Genomic DNA, 22,251 nt, shown 5'->3' on the forward strand with positions numbered 1-22,251 from the left:
TTACAAAGTTTCTTTCTATTGATTAAACTTCAACGATATCAATTTTATCATTGATATAAACTAGTATTTTTTTACCAGTCACAAAATTCATTGATTTTAAAACTTGTTCGTATTTTAGGAGTTGTTGATGATGTTCTTTAGATGGATTTCCAGTCTTATAATCAATAATTATAACTTTATCATCCTTAAAAACTAAACGATCTGGAATGATAACTTGATTATCAACATCTACAATTTCCCTTTCGTTATATACAATTTCATCAACAGAAAAATAATCTTTTAATTCTGGATGATTTACCACATCATTTACATGTTTCGAAATTGCTGCAAATTGTTTATCATTTAAAATTCCTTGTTGATGGTATTGAGAAATTACTTTAGTTACTTCATCTTTTGTGATAATTTTTGAAAAGATTTCATGAATTAAATTTCCATAATCAATGGCTTTCCCTTGTTCTGTATTCCATAATTTTGAGGAACTTGCCAATAAAACCAAATTGTGTTCTTGCCAAGGTGTTGAAATAAAATTTTGCTGAATTTCTGCAACTGCTTCTTTATTCTCTTTTAAACTGATTTTAATTTTTTCTCCAAATTGATATTCTAAAACCTCATCATTCCAAAGATTTTTTTCTTTTAAATAATTGATAAAAACACCAGAATAAAAATTTGTGTTTTCATCACCTTTAGAAGAAATTTTATTTTCGGTAATAACATGTAATTGTTCTACAGCTCTTGTTAACGCTACATATAACAAATTGAAATTATCCAATTCTAACTCTTCTCTTTGTTGATTGTAAATTTCTAAACCTCTATCGTTTACTAAACTCAAATCTTTATTATAAGACACCAAAAGCTCCTTAAAATTATCAAAATCTTTTGGTAATTTATCTAACCAAACTTTCGGGTTTATTTGACGGTAAATCTCAACATCGCAAGGAAAAATAACCACAGGAAATTCTAAGCCTTTTGATTTATGAATAGTCATTATTTGAACAGCACTGGCGCTTTCTGGAGCAACAATACTTAATTTATCTTTCTTTAATTGCCAAAACTCTAGAAAATCTAAGACAGTAGTTCCTTTTCTTTGCTGTTCTAAAACTACATCTAAGAAAAATTGAATGTAAGCATCAGAAGTATTTATGAGTTGAAAACCTCTAATAATTTCTTCGATTTTCTCATAAAATGGCAGTTGATGAAAGGTTGAAATGTCAAAAAACATTCCGTAGTTTTTGAGCTGGGTAAAAAGTGAAATAGCATCTGATTTTAAAAATTGATGACAAAACTGATGCTTTGATTCTTTAACTTTTAAATGCTGATGCAAGAAGTACAAGACTTCAAAACGTGTTTCTTCATCAGTCGGATTTAGAATCATTTGCAACACATCAATGATAAAATTGATTTTAGTACTATTTTGTAACAGTAACGTTTCTGAAGACACAATTGAAATCCCATTTTCTGAAAGATAATTGGCAATTGCAATTCCGTCTTTCTTTGTTCTCGTCAACACGCAAATTTCATTCAAAGAAAAATCATCTTTTAATTCATTGATTTTCTCTAAAACTTTCTTTGGATATTTTATTTTTTCATCCTCTTTATCTTCTTCTTTTTGTAAGAAATCTAAAGCAACATAACCTCCTTTTTTGGTATTTTCTAATTGCTGATTTCCTAGTAAAAATAAGTTTTTGTATGATTCATTTTGCAGAAAGTTGGCTGTGTGTTGAAAAAACGAATTGTTAAAATTGATGACTTCTGAATAACTCCTAAAATTGGTTTCTAAAGTTTCGATTTTCTTTTCAACAAAAAACGGATTTTCTATATCAGTTCCTAAATTGATAAATTGTTCTGCTTTTCCTCCACGCCACCTGTAAATGGCTTGTTTACCATCGCCCACCAACAACAAATTACCATTTTCTTGTGCTAAGGCATTATCTATTAACGGAATTAAATTCTGCCACTGTAATACAGAAGTATCTTGCATTTCATCAATAAAATAATGCTGAAAACGTTGCCCAATTCTTTCATAAATAAATGGTGCTGGTTGGTCTTTTATATTGTCAGAAATCAATTGATTGAACTCAGCATTTAATCTGATATTATTATCTTCTTTTATCGTTTCTAATTCTTGATTGATGTTATTTAAAACCGCTAAAGGAATGATACTTTTCAATGCCAATTTATTCAACACAAATTGACTGTACATTTCTTTTGCTTGTTGATAAAAAGAAACAATTTTTGGAACAATACTTTCTATAGTTTGCGCAATTGCATCTGTAGTTGATTTGGAATAATATTGATGATTTTTTATTGCTTTTTCAATGGTTGCACTTCGAGTTGTAAAACTAAAATTAAAGTCTTTTTGATGAATATCTGTAAAAAACTTCGGAATTGTTCCTCGCATAAAATCTTTTGGTTCTAAATCTTTAGAAGCTATCAAATCCAAACAATCCTTTCCATTTTTTTGAAACGATTTTTTCAACTCTTTTTGATTGATAAAAAGCTTGGTTTTTAAATTGGTAAAATCATCCAATTGCTTATTTGCTAGTTCTCTAAAATGCTTTACATCATCTTCATTTAAAAGAATTTTGGCAAAGTCATTTAAATCTCTTGAAATATCCCAAGATTTATCATCATCTGTTTTATCAAGTGAATAATCTATCAGTAAATTAGTGAGTTTTTTATCTGTACCTATTTTTGAAATCAATACATCAACTGCTTCATTTAATAACGAAACTGCATCCATTTCTACTTCAAAATTGAGTGATAACCCCAAATCGTAAGCAAAATTTTTGATGATTTTATGCGTAAAGCTATCAATTGTAGTAATTGAAAATGCCGAATAATTTTGCAAAATTACATCTAAAATCTTTGTACTTCGTTCTTGAATTGTAGTTTTATCAAGTGCTGTTTCATGTAAAATGATTTCGAGTAAATCATTTGCTTTTAATTCAGCAAAATCCTCCAAATTCTGCAAAACTCTTTCTTTCATCTCACCAGCAGCTTTATTGGTAAATGTAATTGCCAATACTTTTTGAAAGGTGTACACATCTTCCGAAGTTAACAACACCTTGAGATATTCTTTAACTAAAGTAAATGTTTTTCCGCTTCCTGCAGAAGCATTATATACTTGAAAAGTCGAGGTTTTTTGCACAGAATAATTTTATTGCAAAATAATCTTTTTAGAGGCAAGAGACAAGAGTCAAAGCAAAAGAAAGCAGAACTTAAATTAAGTTCTGCTTTCTTTTTTTGAAAACATATTGTGTTTTTAGCCTAAACCAACATCCAAAGACATCATAACAATAAAACCACCTATAAAACCAAGTGTGGCAATATCTGTGTATTTATCTCTCTGAGTTTCAGGAACCACTTCCTCAATTACCACAAAAATCATTGCTCCAGCTGCAAATGCTAAAGCGTAAGGTAAAATTGGTGTGAAGAAAGAAACTGCTAAAGCTCCTAAAACTGCTGCTACAGGCTCTACAATTGCAGATAATTGCCCATACCAAAAACTTTTTAAACGACTAACTCCTTGACGTCTTAAAGGCATTGCTACTGCAAAACCTTCAGGAAAATTCTGAATTCCAATTCCAATTGCTAATGAGATTGCAGCAATAATCATCTCTGTTTGCTCTACACCTACCAAAGTTGATGCTGCTCCAAATAAAACTCCTACTGCCAATCCTTCTGGAATATTGTGGAGGGTAATTGCCAAAACCAATAAAGTAGACCTGTGTAATTCTGTTTTTACACCCTCTTTTTCACTTTCTTTAAAATTGATGTGTAAATGCGGTAAAATTTTATCCATACCAAATAAGGCCAAAGCACCCAAAGCAAAACCAACAGCAGATGGAATTACTTTTACAAAACCTTCACCTGGACTGTTATCTATGGCTGGTGCTAATAAGCTCCAAAAACTTGCAGCTACCATAACTCCCCCAGTGAAACCCAACATTCCGTCTAAAACGGCTCTATTCATTTTCTTAAAAAAGAACACTAAAGCAGCACCTGCTGCAGTTAATCCCCAAGTAAATAATGATGCATATAAAGCAGCTTGAATAGGGTGTTCTTTACCAAAATCGACTAATTGATCGAAAAAACTCATATTTTTTTTATGTATAAATTGTTTGCTATTTTCTTTGAGATAGACAATTTTTCTTCTCCTACTTTTATAGATAAGGAATCGTCAAAATCTTCTTTTTCTAAAACCGTTATTTTTTTTCCTAAGGTGATGCCTTTTTTATCTAAAAACTGTAAAAATTCTGAGGAAGAATCATCAACACCTACACAAATTCCGGTTTCGTTTTTTGCTAAGGTTGATAGTAAACTTTTTTCTATTGTTTTTAAATTCCCTTCTTTATCAGGAATTGGATCTCCATGTGGATCATGAGTAGGAAAGCCTAACAAGACATCTAATTGATTGATTAATTTAGGTGATTTTATATGTTCTAATTGTTCAGCTACATCATGCACTTCATCCCAAGAAAAATTTAATTTTTCAACCAAAAAAACTTCCCATAATCTATGCTTACGAACAATATTTGCTGCAGTTTTTTTACCTAAACCTGTTAAATGCACTCCTTTATATTTCTTGTAAACCACGACTTTTTTCTCAGACAATTTTTTAATCATATCTGTTACAGAAGACGCTTTGGTTTCTAATTGTTCTGCAATTGCATTTGTACTGATACCTTTATCAGAATCTAACTCTAAATGATAAATTGCTTTTAAATAATTTTCTTCAGAAAGGGTAAACATTATTTATTTTTTACTGAGACAAATATACTATTTTTATTTATATCAAAATATTTTTTTAGGCAAGTCTAAAAAATAAGTTATATTTGTCGAAATTATAAAACTAAGATGAAACTTTTTTTTACAATCATATTATTTTTATCAGTAGGCATATCAGCAACTTTTAGCCAAAAAAATAGCATTTCAGGTAAAGTTACCTCAGCAGGAGAACCACTACCTTATGTGAATATATATTTAAAAAAAACAAAATTAGGTACCTCTACGAATGAGAATGGTTTTTATCGAATTAAGAACATTCCTGATGGAAAATATACATTAATCTTAAGCTCTGTTGGTTTTAAAACAAAATCTGTTAAAGTTATGTTTTCTAGTGGAAAAGCAATTAGTAGAAGTTTTATTTTAGATGAAAGTAATTCTTTAGATGAAATTGTGGTTTCTGGAACTTTAAAACCTGTGACAAAAGCCAATAGTCCTGTTCCTATTGAGGTATATAGTAAAACTTTTTTTAAAAAGAATCCTACTCCATCAATTTTTGAATCACTACAAAATGTAAATGGAGTAAGACCTCAATTAAACTGTAATGTTTGTAATACAGGTGATATTCATATTAATGGTTTAGAAGGGCCCTATACTTTTGTTTTAATTGATGGAATGCCAATTGTTAGCGGACTTTCTACGGTTTATGGTTTAACTGGAATTCCGCAAGCTTTAATAGAACGTGTAGAAGTTGTTAAAGGTCCAGCTTCTACTTTGTATGGATCTGAAGCTGTTGGTGGAATTATTAATATCATCACAAGAAAACCTTCAAATTCTCCTGCACTTTCCACAGATACTTTTGGGAGTTCTTGGGGCGAAATTAATACAGATATTGGTTTACGATACAAATTATCAGAAAAAATTCAAGGTTTATTAGGAGTTAATTATTTTAATTTTCAAAATAGAATTGATAATAACAACGATGGTTTTACAGATTTAACTCTACAAAATAGAATATCAATTTTTAATAAAGTTGATATTAGAAGAGAGAATGGAAAGACATTTACAATAGCTGGTAGATATGTTTACGAGGATAGATGGGGAGGTGAAACTAATTGGAAAAAAGAATTTAGAGGTACAGATGTTATTTACGGAGAAAGTATTTACACCAATAGATGGGAAACATTTGGAACCTACCAGTTACCCACAACAAAAAATATTAATTTTCAATTCAGCGCAAATGGACATCATCAAAACTCTATATATGGAACCGATTTTTATGATGCAGATCAATTCATTGCTTTCGGACAATTTATCTTTAATAAAAATATCAAAGAAAATCAAGATTTAACCCTTGGCTTAGCATACAGATATACATTTTATGACGACAACACTTTTGCTACTAAAGACACTAATGGTGTTAATAATCAGCCTTCTATTACTCATTTACCTGGAATTTTTGTACAAGATGAAATTAGTTTAAACAAAAACAACAAACTTTTATTAGGAGCAAGATGGGATTACAACAGTTTACATGGAAGTATTTTTTCTCCAAGAGTAAATTACAAATGGAATTCTAAAGATAATTCTGATATTTTTAGAATAAGTATAGGTAACGGATTTAGAGTTGCCAACGTTTTTACAGAAGATCATGCAGCATTAACTGGGGCAAGAGAAGTTGTGTTTGATGGAGAGTTAAACCCTGAAACTTCCTGGAATACCAACTTAAATTATGTAAAAAAGTTTTATCCAGGAAATTCAATAATTACTTTAGATGCAAGTGCTTTTTATACTTATTTTGACAATAGAATTTTACCAGATTATGATACTGACCCTAATAAAATTATATATGCCAATTTAGAAGGTCATTCTATTTCTAAAGGAATTTCTCTGAATACAGATATCATGTTTTTAAATGGTTTAGCAATTAACGCAGGAGCTACTTTAATGGATGTATCTATAACAGAAAACGGAATAAAAACAAGACAACCTTTAACAGAGAGCTTTAGTGGGGTTTGGTCTATTTCTTATTCCTTTCTAAATGATTTTAAAATCGATTATACAGGGAATATCTATGGTCCAATGCGTTTACCTTTATTGAGTGATACAGATCCAAGAGCATCAGAATCCCCATGGTATAGTATTCAAAATATTCAGCTTAGTAAAAGGTTCAGCAATTCTTGGGAAATTTATGGAGGAGTAAAAAACTTATTAGACTTTACTCCTGCTGCAAATAGTATTGCTCGTTCTTTTGATCCTTTTGACAAACAAGTTGTTTTTGATCAAAATGGTCAAGCAATGGCTACACCAAACAACCCAAATGCATTAACATTTGACCCATCGTATGTCTACGCATCTAATCAAGGAATTAGAGGGTTTATCGGGTTAAGATATACTGTTTTTTAATTTGCTTTAATTTCTTGTATCCCAAATACGTTTTCTTCTAGAATCTTTAATAACTCTTGTACTTGAGGATGAAGAGTTAGAGTCTCCAAACAATGAGAAACGATACACAATTCCTGCTGAAGCAAAAGTATGAGATTTTTGGCTTTGAAATCTTTCTTCATTGAACCTATACATGAACTCCCCAGTTAATCCTAACTTATCAGAAATCCAAATTGTGGCTCCTCCACCAAAATTTAATGTAGGTAAAAGGTATTTTGATCTGGTAGATTTTATAAAACTTCCACCAATCATTACAAATGGAGAAATTGTGTTTTTTGAAGTACCAAAATCATATCTTACAGAACCATCTACTGAAGCATAATGCTGAGGATTATTTAAAGTAAAAGATAGACTCCCAACAAGAGTTACATTCTTAAAAGCATAGAGCCCTCCAGAGAGTCTTGGAAATTGAGTAAAATATCGACCTCCAACTGCTGAAGCATCTTCTTTAGCGTACAACACAGATGACGAACCAATTGAGAGGAACCATTTTTTTTCTTCATTTTGGGAGAATGATTTCAGACCAAATAAAAGAAAAAAAACTAAATATAAAATAAGTTTTCTTTTCATTTTTGCTAGGGGATTATAAATATTAACAATCATTAAACTGTTGAGCAACAAATATATTGTATTCTTTGAGAAAACAAAATAGATAAAGGTATTTTATATGTTAAGAATTTTGAGTTTTTAAATTTTAAATAAAATATAAATATTTAACAATATTAGAATAATATCTTAATTTAAAGAAAAACAGATTTATAATTTAACAAGTATTACATATTATTTTTGGTTTAAAGAGATAAATAGTTTTAAAATCAATACACATTTAACAATTTCTAATACGTATATTTGACAAAATTTTCAACGTTGAGTACGCAGAACATTGTAAATCAATACCAAAAATCTGCGAATGTTTCGCAGATTATTCAACAGCTACAAGAAGACAAAAACCATATTCAAATTTCAAATTTGGTGGGTTCTTCGTTGTCTTTTGTGATTTCAGAAACTTTTAAAAAAGCAGACAAACCTTACCTTTTAATTTTTAATGATAAAGAAGAGGCTGCCTATTATTTAAACGATTTAGAACAACTTTTAGGCGATAAAAACGTGCTATTTTACCCTGGTTCTTACAGAAGACCTTATCAAATAGAAGAAACAGACAATGCCAATGTTTTATTACGTTCTGAGGTTTTAAATAGAATAAACTCAAGAAAAAAACCTGCTGTAATTGTTACTTATCCAACTGCGTTGTTTGAAAAAGTAGTTACCAAAAAAGAACTAGAAAAAAGCACTTTAAAAGTTACTGTTGGCGAAAATTTATCGTTAGATTTTGTAAACGAAGTTTTATTTGAATATAAATTTAAACGGGTAGATTTTGTTACAGAACCTGGAGATTTTTCAGTAAGAGGTGGTATTATAGATGTGTTTTCTTTTTCTAATGACGAACCCTATAGAATAGAGTTTTTTGGTGATGAAATTGACAGTATCAGAACCTTTGATGTAGAAACACAATTATCTAAAGAGAAACTGAAAAAAGTTTCTATAATGCCCAATGTAGAAAATAAAACTTTAGAAGAAAATAGAGAAAGTTTTCTTAAATACATTTCCTCTAAAACTGTAGTTTTTGTAAAAAATCAAGCTTTACTTACGGGTAATTTAGATAAGTTTTACAAAAAAGCAGAAGAAGCTTTTTTAACTTTATCTAAAGAAATAAAACATGCAAAACCCAATGAATTGTTTTGCGATGGTAATTTTATTTTAAAACAGTTACAAGATTTTACAATCGTTAATTTTGATGCAAATCCGCATTCAGAACTTGTTACAGCATCCAATAAAATTGTAGATTTTAATACAAACCCACAACCCTCATTCAACAAAAAGTTTGATTTATTAATAGACAATTTAGAAGAATACCATAAAGCTGGTTTTACCAATTATATTTTTTGTGCAAACGACCAACAAGCAAAACGTTTTCATGATATCTTTGATGATTCAGAAAAAGAAGTTCATTACGAAACTGTTGTTTTTCCTTTATACCAAGGCTTTGTAGATGTAGATAATAAACTGATTTGTTATACAGATCATCAAATTTTTGAACGTTACCATAAATTCCGATTAAAAAATGGCTATGCAAAAAAACAAGCCATCACACTTCAAGAATTAAACAAACTAGAAATTGGCGATTACGTAACACACATGGATCATGGAATTGGAAAATTTGGTGGTTTGCAAAAAATTGATGTGCAAGGTAAAAAGCAAGAAGCCATAAAATTGGTGTATGGAGAACGTGATATTTTATATGTAAGCATTCACTCTTTGCACAAGATTTCTAAATTTAATGGAAAGGATGGAAAAGCACCTAAAATTTATAAATTAGGTTCTGGTGCTTGGAAAAAAATAAAACAAAAAACCAAAGCTAGAGTTAAACATGTTGCGTTTAATTTAATTCAATTATATGCGAAAAGAAAACTACAAAAAGGTTTTGCTTTTGGACCAGATACGCATATACAGCATGAATTAGAAGGTAGTTTTATGTACGAAGATACACCAGATCAATTTACAGCTACACAAGATGTAAAAACAGATATGGAAAAAGAACAACCTATGGACAGGTTGGTTTGTGGTGATGTTGGTTTTGGTAAAACAGAAGTTGCAGTAAGAGCCGCATTTAAAGCGGTTGATAATGGTAAACAAGTAGCCATTTTAGTACCAACAACTATTTTGGCTTTTCAACATTACAAAACGTTTTCTGAACGTTTAAAAGATTTTCCAATCAAGATAGATTATCTAAATAGATTTAGAACTGCCAAACAAAAAACAGCTGCAATTGAAGGTGTAAATAGTGGTGCTGTAGATATTATTATTGGTACACATCAGTTGACAAATCAACGTATAAAATTTAAAGATTTAGGGCTTTTAATTATTGATGAAGAACAAAAATTTGGAGTTGCTGTAAAAGATAAATTGAAAACTTTAAAAGAAAATGTAGATACCTTAACCTTAACTGCAACACCCATACCAAGAACTTTGCAATTTAGTTTAATGGCTGCCAGAGATTTATCAGTTATAAAAACTCCACCACCAAACAGACATCCTATAGAAAGTCATGTAATTCGTTTTGGCGAAGAAACGATTAGAGATGCTATTTCTTACGAAATTTCAAGAGGAGGACAAATTTTCTTTATTCATAACAGAATAGAAAATATAAAAGAAGTAGCTGGTTTGTTGCAAAGGTTAGTACCATCTGCAAAAATTGGTATTGGTCATGGGCAAATGGAAGGCAAAAAACTAGAGGATTTAATGCTCGGTTTTATGAATGGAGATTTTGACGTTTTGGTTTCTACAACCATTATAGAAAGTGGTTTAGACGTACCTAATGCCAACACCATTTTTATTAATAATGCCAATAATTTTGGCTTATCTGATTTACATCAAATGCGAGGTAGAGTTGGACGTTCTAACAAAAAAGCGTTCTGTTATTTTATTACACCACCTTATCATATGATGACAGATGATGCCAGAAAACGTATAGAAGCACTCGTTTTATTTTCTGATTTAGGTAGTGGAATTAACATTGCCATGAAAGATTTAGAAATACGTGGTGCTGGAGATTTGTTAGGTGGAGAACAAAGTGGTTTTATTAATGATATTGGTTTTGATACCTATCAAAAAATATTGCAAGAAGCCATCGAAGAATTGAAAGAAAATGAGTTTAAAGAACTCTATCCAATAGATACTTCAAAGCCAAAAGAGTTTGTAAAAGAGGTACAAATTGATACCGATTTTGAAATTTTGTTTCCAGATGATTATGTAAATTCGGTTACAGAAAGGTTGAGTTTGTATGAAAAATTATCTGACTTAAAAACCAATGAAGAATTAAAAACTTTTGAAAGCGAAATTGTTGACAGATTTGGAGAAATACCTACACAGGTAGAAGATTTATTTGATTCAGTTAGAATAAAATGGTTAGCAAAAGAGCTAGGTCTAGAAAAAATTATACTAAAACAAAAAAGAATGATTGGCTATTTTGTGTCTGATCAACAAAGTGATTTTTATCAAACAGATGCCTTTTCTAGCATGTTAAAATACGTACAACAAAATAGCAAGAGTTGCGTAATGAAAGAGAAGCAAACCAAAAACGGATTGCGTTTACTAATTACATTTATAAAAATAGATTCTGTAAAAAAAGCTTTAGAAATTTTGAATACAATTTAAACAATCTCCATTTTTTTCAATAAAAAGGAAGCATTCATATTTTTACAAACGCCGCTTTTTAAAGTGTAATCAAAATGTAATTCGTTGTTGGTAATTTCTGCATCAAAATAATAATTTTGTATGCTAGAAAACTCATTTTCCAATTCGCATAAACTTACATCATGTGTTGCAATAATTCCTGTAGATTTAGATTTTGATAGTTTTTCTACAAACTTTTTAGAGCCAATTGCCTTGTCTTTGCTATTGGTTCCTTTTAAAATTTCATCTAAAATGATAAAGTAATCTTCTTGCGCAATTTCATCAACAATAAATTTTAAACGTTTTAATTCCGAGTAAAAATAACTCTCATCTTCTGTTAAAGAATCTGTAGTTCTCATACTTGTAATTAATTTTATAGGATGATATTTAAAACTTGCTGCACAAACTGGCAAACCACAATTTGCCATTACTATTGATAGGGAAACTGTTCTTAAAAACGTGCTTTTACCTGCCATATTTGCTCCTGTAACAATAAAAAAATGTGCTGCATCAATTGTAAAATTATTGTCTATTCTTTTTTCTGCATTTAATAATGGATGCCCTAAATTGGTAGCTTCTATGATTTGTTTTTTTGCAGTTATCTCTGGAAAAATAAATTTTGGATGATTAAAATGAAAATTGGCTAATGAGTTTTGAGTATCAAAAAAAGCAACCACTTCAAACCATTTTTCTACAGTATGTTTATATGTTGCAATCCACTTTTCTACTTTGTGAGCGTTGGCAATTTCAGATAAAAATAAACCATTCCCAAAAACAGCTATTATAATGTTATTTCTTTGGTCAAAAGCATCTAAAATTCTAGCAAATTTTTTAAAAATTGTAGAGGCTTTCTTATCTTCTGATGTAATAATGTTTTGCCTTTGCTGTAAGATTTCTGAGGTGAACTCTTCGTTTTCAATCTCATTCAACAATTCGTGATATTGTTTAAATGTTTCCCTAACTTTATCTGTTTCTGCATATAAATTGCTGGTCTTTTTTAGAAATTTTCCTGTAATAAATAATCCAAAGAAAAACCATGCAAGCATATAATTGAAAGGTAAAAAACCAAAAGAAACCAAACCAATCAACAATACAGAAATAACAGAAAACAATTTTGTAAAAACGTTTAAAAAATTGGGTAAGACTTGTTTGTAATTCACAATCCAATTTGCAATAAAACCAGAGGTATTTTTTACAGTAACCAAACTAGCTATAGCATTAAAATGTTGCCTCCATTTTGGTTTTTTTGATAGCTCTTTTACAACTTCTTGTTTGGCTAAAATTTTATCGGTTTTATTAGCTGTTAAAAGAGTTGCTAACTCTTTTTTACCATCTTTTGTTACAGTTCTATTTAGATATTGAAAAAAAGAACCCACACCAAACAAATCTATATCATTGCTATAAAAATGAGCAGAATTTATAAATTCTTTACCTGTTTCTAAGTGATGAAAATCTCGATGTAAAACTTTAATTTCGGTAGTATTTATGTCTATTTTTTTAGAAACTATATTGCGTTTCCTTTTTAAATCTAGATGTTTTACAACCAGAAAAGAAAACAAGAAAATTCCCAAAAAAGCAATGATAAAAACATCTGGATAACTCCCAAAAGTGAGGTAAATTAAAAAGCAAGTTCCTAAAAACACAGCAAATCTAAAAACACTTAAGTTTAGAGACTTATTTTTCAAATCGACTGCTTTTTCTTCTAGTTTTTTTAGTCTTTTTGAGTAAAATTTTAAAGGGTTTTTCATGAACTTACTTGCGTTTTGTATGTAGAAATTCCACCCGTTAAATTTAGTACTTTTAAATCTGGATATTTCTTTTTTAACCTTTCTGTGGCTCTGTAACTGTTAAATCCTCTTTGACAAACCATTACATAAGTTTTATTAAAATCTACTGCTATTTTTTCTGCGTCAAAACTATTAATATGTATGGTTTTATCAACCTGAAAAGGCAATTCTAAATTATTTAAAACCGCAATAATTTCTAAGTTTTTAGATTCTGATTGTATTGATAAACGTTCTTTTAATTCTTGTGATGATATTTGCCAATCAGGATTTTGACCCACACAAGCAGCATCAACATAAGTTTGCAACTTAAAAATCTTGGCAATTTTATCTTTTAAAACACTTGGTTTTAACTTCATTTTTAACTGTGTATTTTCTAACGAATTGTAAATTAACAATTCATTCGTTAAAGGTTTTCCTATTTCTGTAACCAGTTTTAAAACCTCATTTACTTGTTGTGTAGCAATCAAACCCACAATGGAGTTTAACGTTCCTGCTTCTTCGCAATTAGGAATGTCTGTTGCCATTTCTGGAAAAGCATCTCGTAAATTTGCTGAACTACTTCCGTCTTTTTGCAACACATTAAAAGTAGCTACATAACCATCAAACTTATACAAAGAACCATATACCAAAGGTTTGTTTTTGACAACGCAAGCATCGTTTAACAAATATTTTGTAGGCAAAGAATCTGTTCCATCAACTACAACATCTACATTTTCAATCAAATCGAATACATTTTCTTTTGTAATCGGTTTATTAGTAAAACTAACTTCAGTAAAAGGTGCTCTTTGTTTTATAAACGTACGTAAAACTGCTGCTTTTGGTTTGCCAACATCGTCTAAACTATAAAAAACTTGTCTGTGTAAATTGGTAATATCTACTGTATCAAAATCTACCAAATGGAGTTTTCCAATTCCACTAGAAGCTAAATACACTGCAATTGGACTGCCCAAACCACCACAACCAACTACCAAAACTGATGCGTTTTGTAATTTTTCTTGTCCAGATTCACCTATCTCTGATAAAGTAATTTGACGTTTGAAAAGTTGGGGTTTTGTGGGTTTCATTTTTAATTTTATATGTTCTCGATACAATTTTTTAGCTTCGCTAGCTACCTTCCATCAAAATATATTTTGATTTTGCTAATCTCAAAAATCACTCGAACTGACAGCTCATCTTTTTAGTAATTGTAAACAAAATGTCACTTCGAGTGAAATTTCTTTTTTAGAAATTTTGCATCGAGAAGTTTTCAATCATTTATCTCCTTTTTAGCCATTTCAAACTCTTCTGGAGTATTTACATTTCTAATCAAATCATCCTCAATTTCTACAATTTCTACATCAGAATTGATGAGCATTTTACGTGGACAAGAATATCCTTGTGCTAAATATTGCAATAAAATAGGATATGCTTTTGGCTCGTAAATAGTAATTAATGGCTCTACAAACTCCTTACTTTTTCCTTTAATTGCGGTGGCTACTTTGCTTGGATTTCTATGGTTTAATAATAACTGAATTACCTCATCATTTACAAAAGGCACATCAGTAGCCAACACAAACCAAGCCGAATTTGGGTCTTTTTGAAACGCAGAACAAATGCCGCCAAATGGACCTAAATTATAGAATTTATCTGAAATTTCATCTACATTATTTGTTGTTTTTTCAACAGAATAAAACGTTTCTAAATTGTTGTTTTCTAACAATTCTTTAGCAACTTCTTTTTGAGGTTTTCCAAAATAATTAAGTTCAGATTTATCTTGTCCCATTCTGGTACTTTTTCCACCTACCAAAACCAAACCTTTTATGGGGGCAATTTTTTCTTGAATCAAATTATGAATATGATTTACTATTTGATCAACTTGATCAATGGTATAACAAATCTTGTTTTTTATGTTTGGATATTTTTCAACTAAAAAATCGAAAAACTCAGTTTCTTTTTTCAATTTTACAATAAACTGAATACGATTTAATTGCTCTAATCTTTTTAACACAGAAGCTTCTTTAGCTTCGTCTAAAACTAGAATTTGTTTTGCTCCTTGGTAATGATTTCCGTTGATAAACACATAATCAAATTGTGCAAAATCTAAACGTTGTTGATATTTATTTATCTTTCCAGAAGTGGTTATTTGTAGATTTCCTTGGTGATGAAAAGTGTATTCAGATAAAATATTTTTTTCAACATCTTTTGCATGAGATGCATCAAAATATGCTAATTTAAAATTCGATAATTTTTGCGAAACTTTACTAACTAAATTAGAAATAGTAGTACAATTTGTACCTAAAATTGCAATTTCGTTAGGTGCAAAATTATCATTATCTCTTCTTGTTAAGTTTGTATGTTTTTTGTGTTTAGTCATTTTTAATATCCGATTTTCCTCCCGTTTTTTGTATCAATTTTACTTCTTTAATCACCATTTGTTGACTGATGCTTTTGCACATATCATAAATGGTTAAACAAGTAATATTTGCTCCTGTTAAAGCTTCCATTTCTACTCCTGTTTTTCCTTCAATAGTAACTTTACAGAACACTTCTATACATTCATCATCTGTAATATTTATGTCAATATCTACACCATTAATCAATAATGGGTGACACATAGGAATTAATTCAGAAGTTTTTTTAACACCTTGAATTCCTGCTATAATTGCTGTTTGAAAAACAGGTCCTTTTTTGGTGGTTAATTCATTATTTGTAAAATTAGAAATAACCTCTTTTCCTAAAAACATAGTTGCTTTTGCTATAGCAGTTCTTTTGGTAATTTTCTTGTCAGAAACATTTACCATTTTTGGGTTGTTTTTTGAATTTAAATGTGAAAAGCTCATTTAAATAGTTTTTAGTTTGTCACTTCGAGTGATTTTCGATTTTATGAGAAAATTGTATCGAGAAGTTGTTGAAATAGTTCTCGATACAAATTTGTTCATCCTTCACAAATTCACTCGAACTGACAATAAATTAATTAAATTTCTTCTTTGCTAAATTAGGAAGTTTTTCATATTCATCATTAATTAAAGCCTCCTTTTTAGCTTTAGACCATTTTTTTATTCTCTTTTCCCAGTCAATTGCAAAACCAACATCTGTAAATTCGGCATAAAAAACCAATTTAAGTGGTCTTCTTTTGTAAGTATAACTTTCTTGATGTTTACCTTGTTGATGTTCAAAAAATCGTTTTTCTAAATTTGATGTAATTCCTGTGTAATAAGTTTTATCTGAACATTTTAAAATGTAAACATAATAGATTTTCATTTTGGATTTTTATAGGTTAATTATCATTTGTTCTCGATACAATTTCTATAAAAAATCGAAATTATTTTGGTTCTCGATACAAATTTTTCGTCCCTCAAAATTCACTCGAACTGACAGTTTTTATTAAATTACTGATAAAAAGTATGTCACTTCGAGTGAAATTTCTTTTTCAGAAATTTTGTATCGAGAAGTTTTATGTTTTCCTAATATGTTCTCGATACTATTTTTCTTCCTTCGTCAGAAAAATCACTCGAACTGACAGTTTGTTAATTAGTTTATAAAAACTATCGATATCTAATTACAGGATAATTCTCTCCTTTTTTGAATACGGTTTTGTTACTTGGCAACTGAATAAAAGCATCTGCATTTACCAAACTTGCTAAATCTCCAGAACCATTTCCTTGAATGGGTGTTGCTAATAAATGCCCGAATTTATCACTTAATTGTACTTGTAAAAAGTAGGTTAAATTCGGTTTAAAAGTAACATCTTCTTTTAAAATGGCAGTTTCTTCTTGCACTTCTACTCCAACAGATTGGTAATACCATGGATAAAAATACACTAAACAATTTACAAACGTTGAATTTGGATTACCAGGAAATGCAAAAATTTTACAATTCTCAGTTTGCCCGAACCAAAATGGTTTTCCAGGTCTTTGTGCTACTTTATGAAACAATTTTTTCACCCCTAATTCTGTAAAAACTTCTGGTAAAAAATCAAATTTTCCTTTGCTTACTGCACCACTAAATAATAATACATCAAATTGTTTTAAATAGTTTTCTATTTTTTGTTTTAAAATGTGTTTATCGTCTGTAATATGATCTGTTTCTGAGGAAATATTCAATCGCTCTAATAAAGAAACCAAAGTAAACACATTAGACCTTCTAATTTGATGTGGCAAAGGGTTTGCACCTACTTCTACCAATTCGTCTCCAGTAGAAATAATCATTACTTTGGGTTGTTTTGCAACTTTTATGGTTGATTTGCCAACGGTTGCTAACACCCCAATTTCTGCTGCAGAAATAACTTTATTTTTGTTGATTAAAATGTCTCCCGACTTTCTGTCTTTACCTTTGGCATGAATATTTTGGAAGTCTTTTACAGCATCTATTTGAATTGATGCAACTCCATTTTCGATTACTACATCTTCGTATCTAATGACCACATTTGTATTGTTGGGCAATACTGCACCAGTCATCACTTCTAAACAATTTTCTTTGTTTTGTAATGTAATTTGTGGACTTCCAGCAGGTTGAATTCCTTCAATTTTAAATGCTCTTTGTCCGTTTTGAAAAACATTAAAATCAATCGCAATTCCATCCATAGAAACTCTATTGAATGGTGGAAAATCTCTATCTGCAACAATACCTTCTTTTAAAATTCTACCTACAGATTTTATAAATGGAATTTCTTCAACTCCAAAATTTTGAGTTGCGTTTAAAATGATATTTTTTGCTTCTTCTACTGAAATCATTGATTACTGTGTAATTGTTTATTTGTTTAATCGTGTAATTGTTAAACTATGGTTTACACAATTAAACATTTACACGATTACACTTTTTTATCCTCCAATTGTACTCATACTTTCAGAAACATCGCCTTTTTTACGATTTGCTTCTGCTATAAAACCATTTTCTGGTTTTTCTTTTACTAAAGATAAGAAAAGCTCTTTTAAATCGTTGTTACTTGCGCCATTTCTTATAAAATCTCGTAAATTAAAAACGCCATCATCAAACAAACAATTTTTAAAAGTGCCTGTAGATGTTATTCTAATTCTGTTACAATCGTTACAAATGGTTCTTGTAAATGCAGGAATTATACCTACAGTACCTAAATGATTTTCTATTTGATAATTTCTAGAAGTTGATGATTTTTCTGATTGAATTTCCTCAACAGCAAACTCGGTTTTTATTTCTTCTAGGATTTTTTTAAACGTCCAATTTTCTTGCATTTCACGCTGACCTTTTCCATTAAAAGGCATTTCTTCAATAAAACGAACCGCTACATTTTTATCTTTTGTGAGTTTTACAAAATCTACAATTTCATCGGTATTAAAACCTGATTGTACAACTACGTTTAATTTTAAATTTAAGTTACTTTTTTCTAGCAATTCAAAAGTTTTATACACTTCTGGAAACACATCTCTTCTAGTAATTTTTGCAAATTTATCTCGTTGTAAACTATCAATACTTAAGTTGATATTTTTTACTTTTTTCAGTTGCTCAATTCTATCAATATGATGAGAAATCATCGCGCCATTTGTGGTGATATTAATAGCATCTAACAAATCGTTGAAAGATAACATTTCTAAAAAACCCACAAAATCTTTACGCACAAAAGGTTCTCCACCTGTTAAACGCACTTTATTAACGCCCAATTCTGTCAACACACGAATTAAGCGATACATTTCTTTAAAGGTGAGCAACTCTTGTCTTGGTACGATATCTATTCCGTGAGCAGGCATACAATATTGGCAACGCAAATTACAACGATCTGTAACTGCGAGACGAACATATTCTATTTGTCTCCCAAAATTGTCTATTAATTTACTCATTAATTAGGTAATTTCTTGCTTAAAAGTCCGTAAATAAATGCTCCTAGCAAAGCTCCAATCAATAAAATTAGAGCAGGTAAAAATTTAAATCCTAAAATCACAAAAATTGGAGCTGCACAAGCACCTGAAATTCCCCAGCCTAAACCAAAAAATGTTCCTCCTATTAAAGTTCTGTAAAACCCTTTTTTCTTTTGCTCTGGATAAATTTTATTTCCTTTAATATCTCTTATTTTCCCTGATTTGAATAGTTGCATAAATACCATTGATATAACAACTGCACCACCAATAATTCCAAACATATGAAACGATTCAAAACGAAACATTTCATAAAAACGATACCAAGAAATGGCTTGTGTTTTACTTAAAACGATTGCAAAAAAGATTCCTAATAATAAAAATTTTATGTTCTTCATCATCTAAAAAAGTATTGGAATTAAAAACCAAGCAGCTATAATACCGCCAATAAAAAAGCCAATTACTGCCAATAAAGATGGCAATTGTAAACTGCTTAACCCTGTAATTGCATGACCTGAAGTACAACCTCCTGCATAACGTGTTCCAAAACCAATGAACACTCCAGAAACTAACAGAATTAAAAATCCTTTAAGAGAAAAGACAACCTCATCACTAAAAATTTCATCAGGAAAATATTGGTTACCAATATTAGAAAACCCTAAGTTTGATAATTCTTGTACCGTATTTGGGTTCAAATCTATAGTTTGTTCAGGGATTAAATATATTGATGAAATGTATCCGCCAATAATTAATCCGATAACAAATAATAAGGCAAAACTTCTTTCTTTCCAATCTGTCTTAAAATAGTCAGAAATTTTACCTGCGCCAGCCATGGTACATAAGGTTTCGAAGTTGGTTGATGCTCCAAAGTTTTTGCCAAAGTAAAAGTACAATAGCAATGAAATCGCTATTAATGGACCACCTATATACCAAGCCCAAGGTTGTAATATAAAATCCATAATTACAATTGTGTTTTTAAATAATTCATAATTAATGTTGTTGCACCCAAATTATCTTGGATGTATTTTTTGTTGATAATTCCTGTTAGATTTCTAAAACTTTCATCATTTTTTAAAAGATTAAAAGCATCAGTAAATTCTTCTTGATCTTTTATTGAGAGACAACCTCCAATTTTCACCAAATCTACAGCTTCTTTAAATTTGTCGTATTTTTTTCCAATCACTACAGGAATTCCAAAAGTTGCAGGCTCTAAAATATTATGTAAACCTGTTTTTAGACCTCCACCAACATAAGCAACATCTGCGGCTGCATAAATTTTAGTTAAAATTCCAATGGTATCAATGATAAAAACTGGGTGTTCTTTTAAAGGTTGTTTCACTTTGTTTGCAATGACATCAGAATATAAAACTATTTTTTTATGGATAGATTTCTCTAATTCTAAAATAGCTTCTTTTTTAATATTATGTGGTGCAATGATAAATTTCTCATTTTCTGATGATTGATTATTGATATAATTCACTAATAATTCTTCATCTTCTGCCCAAGTGCTACCTGCAACAATGGTGTATTGTTTGTCTTTAAATTCGGTAATAAAACTAAGAGTATTGTCTTGTTCTAAAATTTTAGAAACACGATCAAAACGAGTGTCTCCTGCTATTGTAACGTTGTTAAAATTGATTGATTTTAATAATTTTTCAGACTTTTGGTCTTGTACAAAAAAATGATGAAAAGCATTTAAAGATGCTCGCATAAACCCTCCATACCATTTGAAAAACAACTGCTTATCTCTTAATATTCCTGAAACTAAAATGGTTGACACTTCATTTTTTTGGAGTTCATTTAACAAGTTTGGCCAAAATTCATATTTAACAAAAACTGCTAATTTTGGATTTACAATTTTAACAAATCGTTTTACATTGGATTTAGAATCTAGGGGTAAATAACAAACCACATCTGCTAAGTTGTAATTTTTTCTAATTTCGTATCCAGAAGGTGAGAAAAAAGTGACTAAGATTTTATACTTAGCATATTGTTTTTTAATTTCTTCAATAATAGGTCTTGCTTGTTCAAATTCGCCTAAAGAAGCCGCATGAAACCAAATGACATCTTGATGTTTTAAGGGAGATATTTTGGAAAAAGTTTCTTTTCTTCCGTCTACAAAAAGCTTGATTTTCTTATTGAATAGCCCAATAATTGGCAAGAATAAAGATGCTTTGAATACCAATAAGTTGTAGAAAAATTTCATAGTTGCAAAAGTACGAAATAGTACTTAGCCAAAATCAAAGAAATAAAAAACATAAAAAAAGCTACCCTAAATGGATAGCTTAATTTTATTTTCGAATTTTAAGATTTGCAGTAACATCACATTCCCCCGAAAAATGTTATAACACTCTTAAATTCTTAATCAAATTTACACTAAAAGTGGTATTAGTACTTGAAAAATGTTCTGAACGGAAATATATTGTTCTAAAAACTAAAGAGTTATTAAATTAAGTTGATTCTTTTTACAATATCATCCTTATATTTCTTTCCTATTGGAATTTCCTCATTAAGAATCTTAACTGATGTGTGGGTTATTTGTGACAAGTATTTTGTATTAATAATATAGCCTCTGTGAATTCTAATAAAACTATCGTTTAATTTTTCTATTATGTCATTCAAACTAGTTCTTACCAACATTTTCTGATGAGATTTTAAAATAATCTCAATATAAACATGTGCACTTTTTAAATATAAAATATCATCAAAATGGACTTTTGAGTAAAATCCTTTGTCTTTTACAAAGAGTGAATTTTTAATAATTAAGTTATCGCTATTAATTTCGCCAATTTTTTTTGAAAAATTATGCAATGCTATTTCTATAGAGGTATACAACTCATCTTTAGAAAAAGGTTTTACCAAATACGCAGGTGGCATAACCTCTTTAGCCTGATTAACAGTGAGTGTATCAGAATTTGAGGTTAAGAAAATAAACGGAAAATTAAAAGATTCTCTTATTTTTTTGGCGATATCAATCCCGGTTTTTCTACCAGATAAATGAATATCTAAAATGGCAATATCTGGTTTTTCTTTTTCTATCCTTTCAATGGCTTCAGTGTAATTAATTGCTGGCTCTAGAGCCTCATAACCTAAGTTTTCTAAAGCATCACAAATATTATCAGCAATGATCATTTCATCTTCTACAACAAGAATTTTCACTTTACTCATTAGATTCAATTTTTACACTAAAATAAGAATCAATCATATTATTTGGTACTAAGACATTAAAAAATGTTCTGAAACACAAAATACCT

Annotated in this window: 17 protein-coding genes; 2 read left to right on the forward strand and 15 right to left on the reverse strand. The window is 29.7% G+C overall.

What is annotated here, in order from left to right:
- Positions 1-22: 22 nt before the first annotated feature.
- The 3 genes from FP421_RS01130 to FP421_RS01140 all read right to left on the reverse strand — a co-directional run bounded on the left by FP421_RS01130 (position 23) and on the right by FP421_RS01140 (position 4,752).
- Positions 23-3,148 (reverse strand): UvrD-helicase domain-containing protein, encoded by a 3,126-nt coding sequence (locus FP421_RS01130; protein ID WP_159946757.1) that lies wholly within the window; start codon positions 3,146-3,148, stop codon positions 23-25.
- A 114-nt stretch (positions 3,149-3,262) separates the two neighbouring features.
- The gene (locus FP421_RS01135) at positions 3,263-4,099 is read right to left on the reverse strand and encodes a ZIP family metal transporter (RefSeq protein ID WP_159946759.1); all 837 of its coding nucleotides are present in this window, start codon (positions 4,097-4,099) and stop codon (positions 3,263-3,265) included.
- Positions 4,096-4,752: a metal-dependent transcriptional regulator gene (locus tag FP421_RS01140; RefSeq protein WP_159946761.1), complete on the reverse strand. Its 657-nt coding sequence runs from the start codon at positions 4,750-4,752 to the stop codon at positions 4,096-4,098. The genes FP421_RS01135 and FP421_RS01140 overlap by 4 nt, the downstream gene beginning before the upstream one ends.
- 105 nt (positions 4,753-4,857) lie before the next feature.
- Between FP421_RS01140 and FP421_RS01145 the strand changes: the two genes are divergently transcribed.
- Positions 4,858-7,131: a TonB-dependent receptor gene (locus tag FP421_RS01145; RefSeq protein WP_159946763.1), complete on the forward strand. Its 2,274-nt coding sequence runs from the start codon at positions 4,858-4,860 to the stop codon at positions 7,129-7,131.
- 6 nt (positions 7,132-7,137) lie between these two features.
- Here FP421_RS01145 and FP421_RS01150 read toward each other — a convergent pair whose 3' ends face one another.
- A complete protein-coding gene (locus FP421_RS01150; RefSeq protein WP_159946765.1) occupies positions 7,138-7,740 on the reverse strand; it encodes a hypothetical protein in 603 nt (200 codons plus the stop codon).
- Between the two features lie 297 nt (positions 7,741-8,037).
- Here FP421_RS01150 and mfd point away from each other — a divergent pair, with 297 nt between their 5' ends.
- Positions 8,038-11,385 carry a transcription-repair coupling factor gene (gene mfd / locus FP421_RS01155; RefSeq protein WP_159946767.1) on the forward strand — a complete coding sequence of 1,116 codons (3,348 nt, stop codon included), beginning with the start codon at positions 8,038-8,040 and terminating at the stop codon, positions 11,383-11,385.
- Here mfd and FP421_RS01160 read toward each other — a convergent pair.
- The 11 genes from FP421_RS01160 to FP421_RS01210 all read right to left on the reverse strand — a co-directional run bounded on the left by FP421_RS01160 (position 11,382) and on the right by FP421_RS01210 (position 22,165).
- Positions 11,382-13,151 carry a MutS-related protein gene (locus FP421_RS01160; RefSeq protein ID WP_159946769.1) on the reverse strand — a complete coding sequence of 590 codons (1,770 nt, stop codon included), beginning with the start codon at positions 13,149-13,151 and terminating at the stop codon, positions 11,382-11,384. The genes mfd and FP421_RS01160 overlap by 4 nt on opposite strands.
- The gene (locus FP421_RS01165) at positions 13,148-14,254 is read right to left on the reverse strand and encodes a HesA/MoeB/ThiF family protein (protein WP_159946771.1); all 1,107 of its coding nucleotides are present in this window, start codon (positions 14,252-14,254) and stop codon (positions 13,148-13,150) included. Before FP421_RS01165 ends, FP421_RS01160 begins: the two co-directional genes overlap by 4 nt.
- Positions 14,255-14,436: 182 nt before the next feature.
- Positions 14,437-15,543 (reverse strand): molybdenum cofactor guanylyltransferase, encoded by a 1,107-nt coding sequence (mobA, locus tag FP421_RS01170; protein WP_159946773.1) that lies wholly within the window; start codon positions 15,541-15,543, stop codon positions 14,437-14,439.
- The gene (moaC, locus tag FP421_RS01175; protein ID WP_159946775.1) at positions 15,536-16,009 is read right to left on the reverse strand and encodes a cyclic pyranopterin monophosphate synthase MoaC; all 474 of its coding nucleotides are present in this window, start codon (positions 16,007-16,009) and stop codon (positions 15,536-15,538) included. The genes mobA and moaC overlap by 8 nt, the downstream gene beginning before the upstream one ends.
- Before the next feature lie 130 nt (positions 16,010-16,139).
- Positions 16,140-16,430, reverse strand: coding sequence for a GIY-YIG nuclease family protein (locus FP421_RS01180; RefSeq protein WP_159946777.1), 291 nt, complete (start codon positions 16,428-16,430; stop codon positions 16,140-16,142).
- 284 nt (positions 16,431-16,714) lie between these two features.
- Positions 16,715-17,902: a molybdopterin molybdotransferase MoeA gene (locus tag FP421_RS01185; RefSeq protein WP_159946779.1), complete on the reverse strand. Its 1,188-nt coding sequence runs from the start codon at positions 17,900-17,902 to the stop codon at positions 16,715-16,717.
- An 87-nt stretch (positions 17,903-17,989) separates the two neighbouring features.
- Positions 17,990-18,982 carry a GTP 3',8-cyclase MoaA gene (moaA, locus tag FP421_RS01190; RefSeq protein ID WP_159946781.1) on the reverse strand — a complete coding sequence of 331 codons (993 nt, stop codon included), beginning with the start codon at positions 18,980-18,982 and terminating at the stop codon, positions 17,990-17,992.
- Positions 18,982-19,395 carry a YeeE/YedE thiosulfate transporter family protein gene (locus tag FP421_RS01195; protein WP_159946807.1) on the reverse strand — a complete coding sequence of 138 codons (414 nt, stop codon included), beginning with the start codon at positions 19,393-19,395 and terminating at the stop codon, positions 18,982-18,984. Before FP421_RS01195 ends, moaA begins: the two co-directional genes overlap by 1 nt.
- A gap of 3 nt (positions 19,396-19,398) precedes the next feature.
- On the reverse strand, positions 19,399-19,956 hold the full coding sequence (locus FP421_RS01200) for a YeeE/YedE family protein (protein WP_159946783.1): 558 nt from the start codon (positions 19,954-19,956) through the stop codon (positions 19,399-19,401).
- 2 nt (positions 19,957-19,958) lie between these two features.
- A complete protein-coding gene (locus tag FP421_RS01205; RefSeq protein WP_159946785.1) occupies positions 19,959-21,203 on the reverse strand; it encodes a 3-deoxy-D-manno-octulosonic acid transferase in 1,245 nt (414 codons plus the stop codon).
- A gap of 239 nt (positions 21,204-21,442) precedes the next feature.
- Positions 21,443-22,165, reverse strand: coding sequence for a LytR/AlgR family response regulator transcription factor (locus FP421_RS01210; RefSeq protein WP_159946787.1), 723 nt, complete (start codon positions 22,163-22,165; stop codon positions 21,443-21,445).
- Positions 22,166-22,251: the final 86 nt, after the last annotated feature.

Source organism: Polaribacter septentrionalilitoris (assembly GCF_009832745.1).
GTDB classification, from domain to species: domain Bacteria; phylum Bacteroidota; class Bacteroidia; order Flavobacteriales; family Flavobacteriaceae; genus Polaribacter; species Polaribacter septentrionalilitoris.

Bases quoted from the DNA above. Each gene is read 5' to 3' on its own strand.
- FP421_RS01135 (WP_159946759.1), bottom strand. From the start codon at position 4,099: ATGAGTTTTTTCGATCAATTAGTCGATTTTGGTAAAGAACACCCTATT.
- FP421_RS01140 (WP_159946761.1), bottom strand. From the start codon at position 4,752: ATGTTTACCCTTTCTGAAGAAAATTATTTAAAAGCAATTTATCATTTA.
- FP421_RS01145 (WP_159946763.1), top strand. From the start codon at position 4,858: ATGAAACTTTTTTTTACAATCATATTATTTTTATCAGTAGGCATATCA.
- FP421_RS01150 (WP_159946765.1), bottom strand. From the start codon at position 7,740: ATGAAAAGAAAACTTATTTTATATTTAGTTTTTTTTCTTTTATTTGGT.
- FP421_RS01160 (WP_159946769.1), bottom strand. From the start codon at position 13,151: ATGAAAAACCCTTTAAAATTTTACTCAAAAAGACTAAAAAAACTAGAA.
- FP421_RS01165 (WP_159946771.1), bottom strand. From the start codon at position 14,254: ATGAAACCCACAAAACCCCAACTTTTCAAACGTCAAATTACTTTATCA.
- mobA (WP_159946773.1), bottom strand. From the start codon at position 15,543: ATGACTAAACACAAAAAACATACAAACTTAACAAGAAGAGATAATGAT.
- moaC (WP_159946775.1), bottom strand. From the start codon at position 16,009: ATGAGCTTTTCACATTTAAATTCAAAAAACAACCCAAAAATGGTAAAT.
- FP421_RS01180 (WP_159946777.1), bottom strand. From the start codon at position 16,430: ATGAAAATCTATTATGTTTACATTTTAAAATGTTCAGATAAAACTTAT.
- FP421_RS01185 (WP_159946779.1), bottom strand. From the start codon at position 17,902: ATGATTTCAGTAGAAGAAGCAAAAAATATCATTTTAAACGCAACTCAA.
- moaA (WP_159946781.1), bottom strand. From the start codon at position 18,982: ATGAGTAAATTAATAGACAATTTTGGGAGACAAATAGAATATGTTCGT.
- FP421_RS01195 (WP_159946807.1), bottom strand. From the start codon at position 19,395: ATGAAGAACATAAAATTTTTATTATTAGGAATCTTTTTTGCAATCGTT.
- FP421_RS01200 (WP_159946783.1), bottom strand. From the start codon at position 19,956: ATGGATTTTATATTACAACCTTGGGCTTGGTATATAGGTGGTCCATTA.
- FP421_RS01205 (WP_159946785.1), bottom strand. From the start codon at position 21,203: ATGAAATTTTTCTACAACTTATTGGTATTCAAAGCATCTTTATTCTTG.
- FP421_RS01210 (WP_159946787.1), bottom strand. From the start codon at position 22,165: ATGAGTAAAGTGAAAATTCTTGTTGTAGAAGATGAAATGATCATTGCT.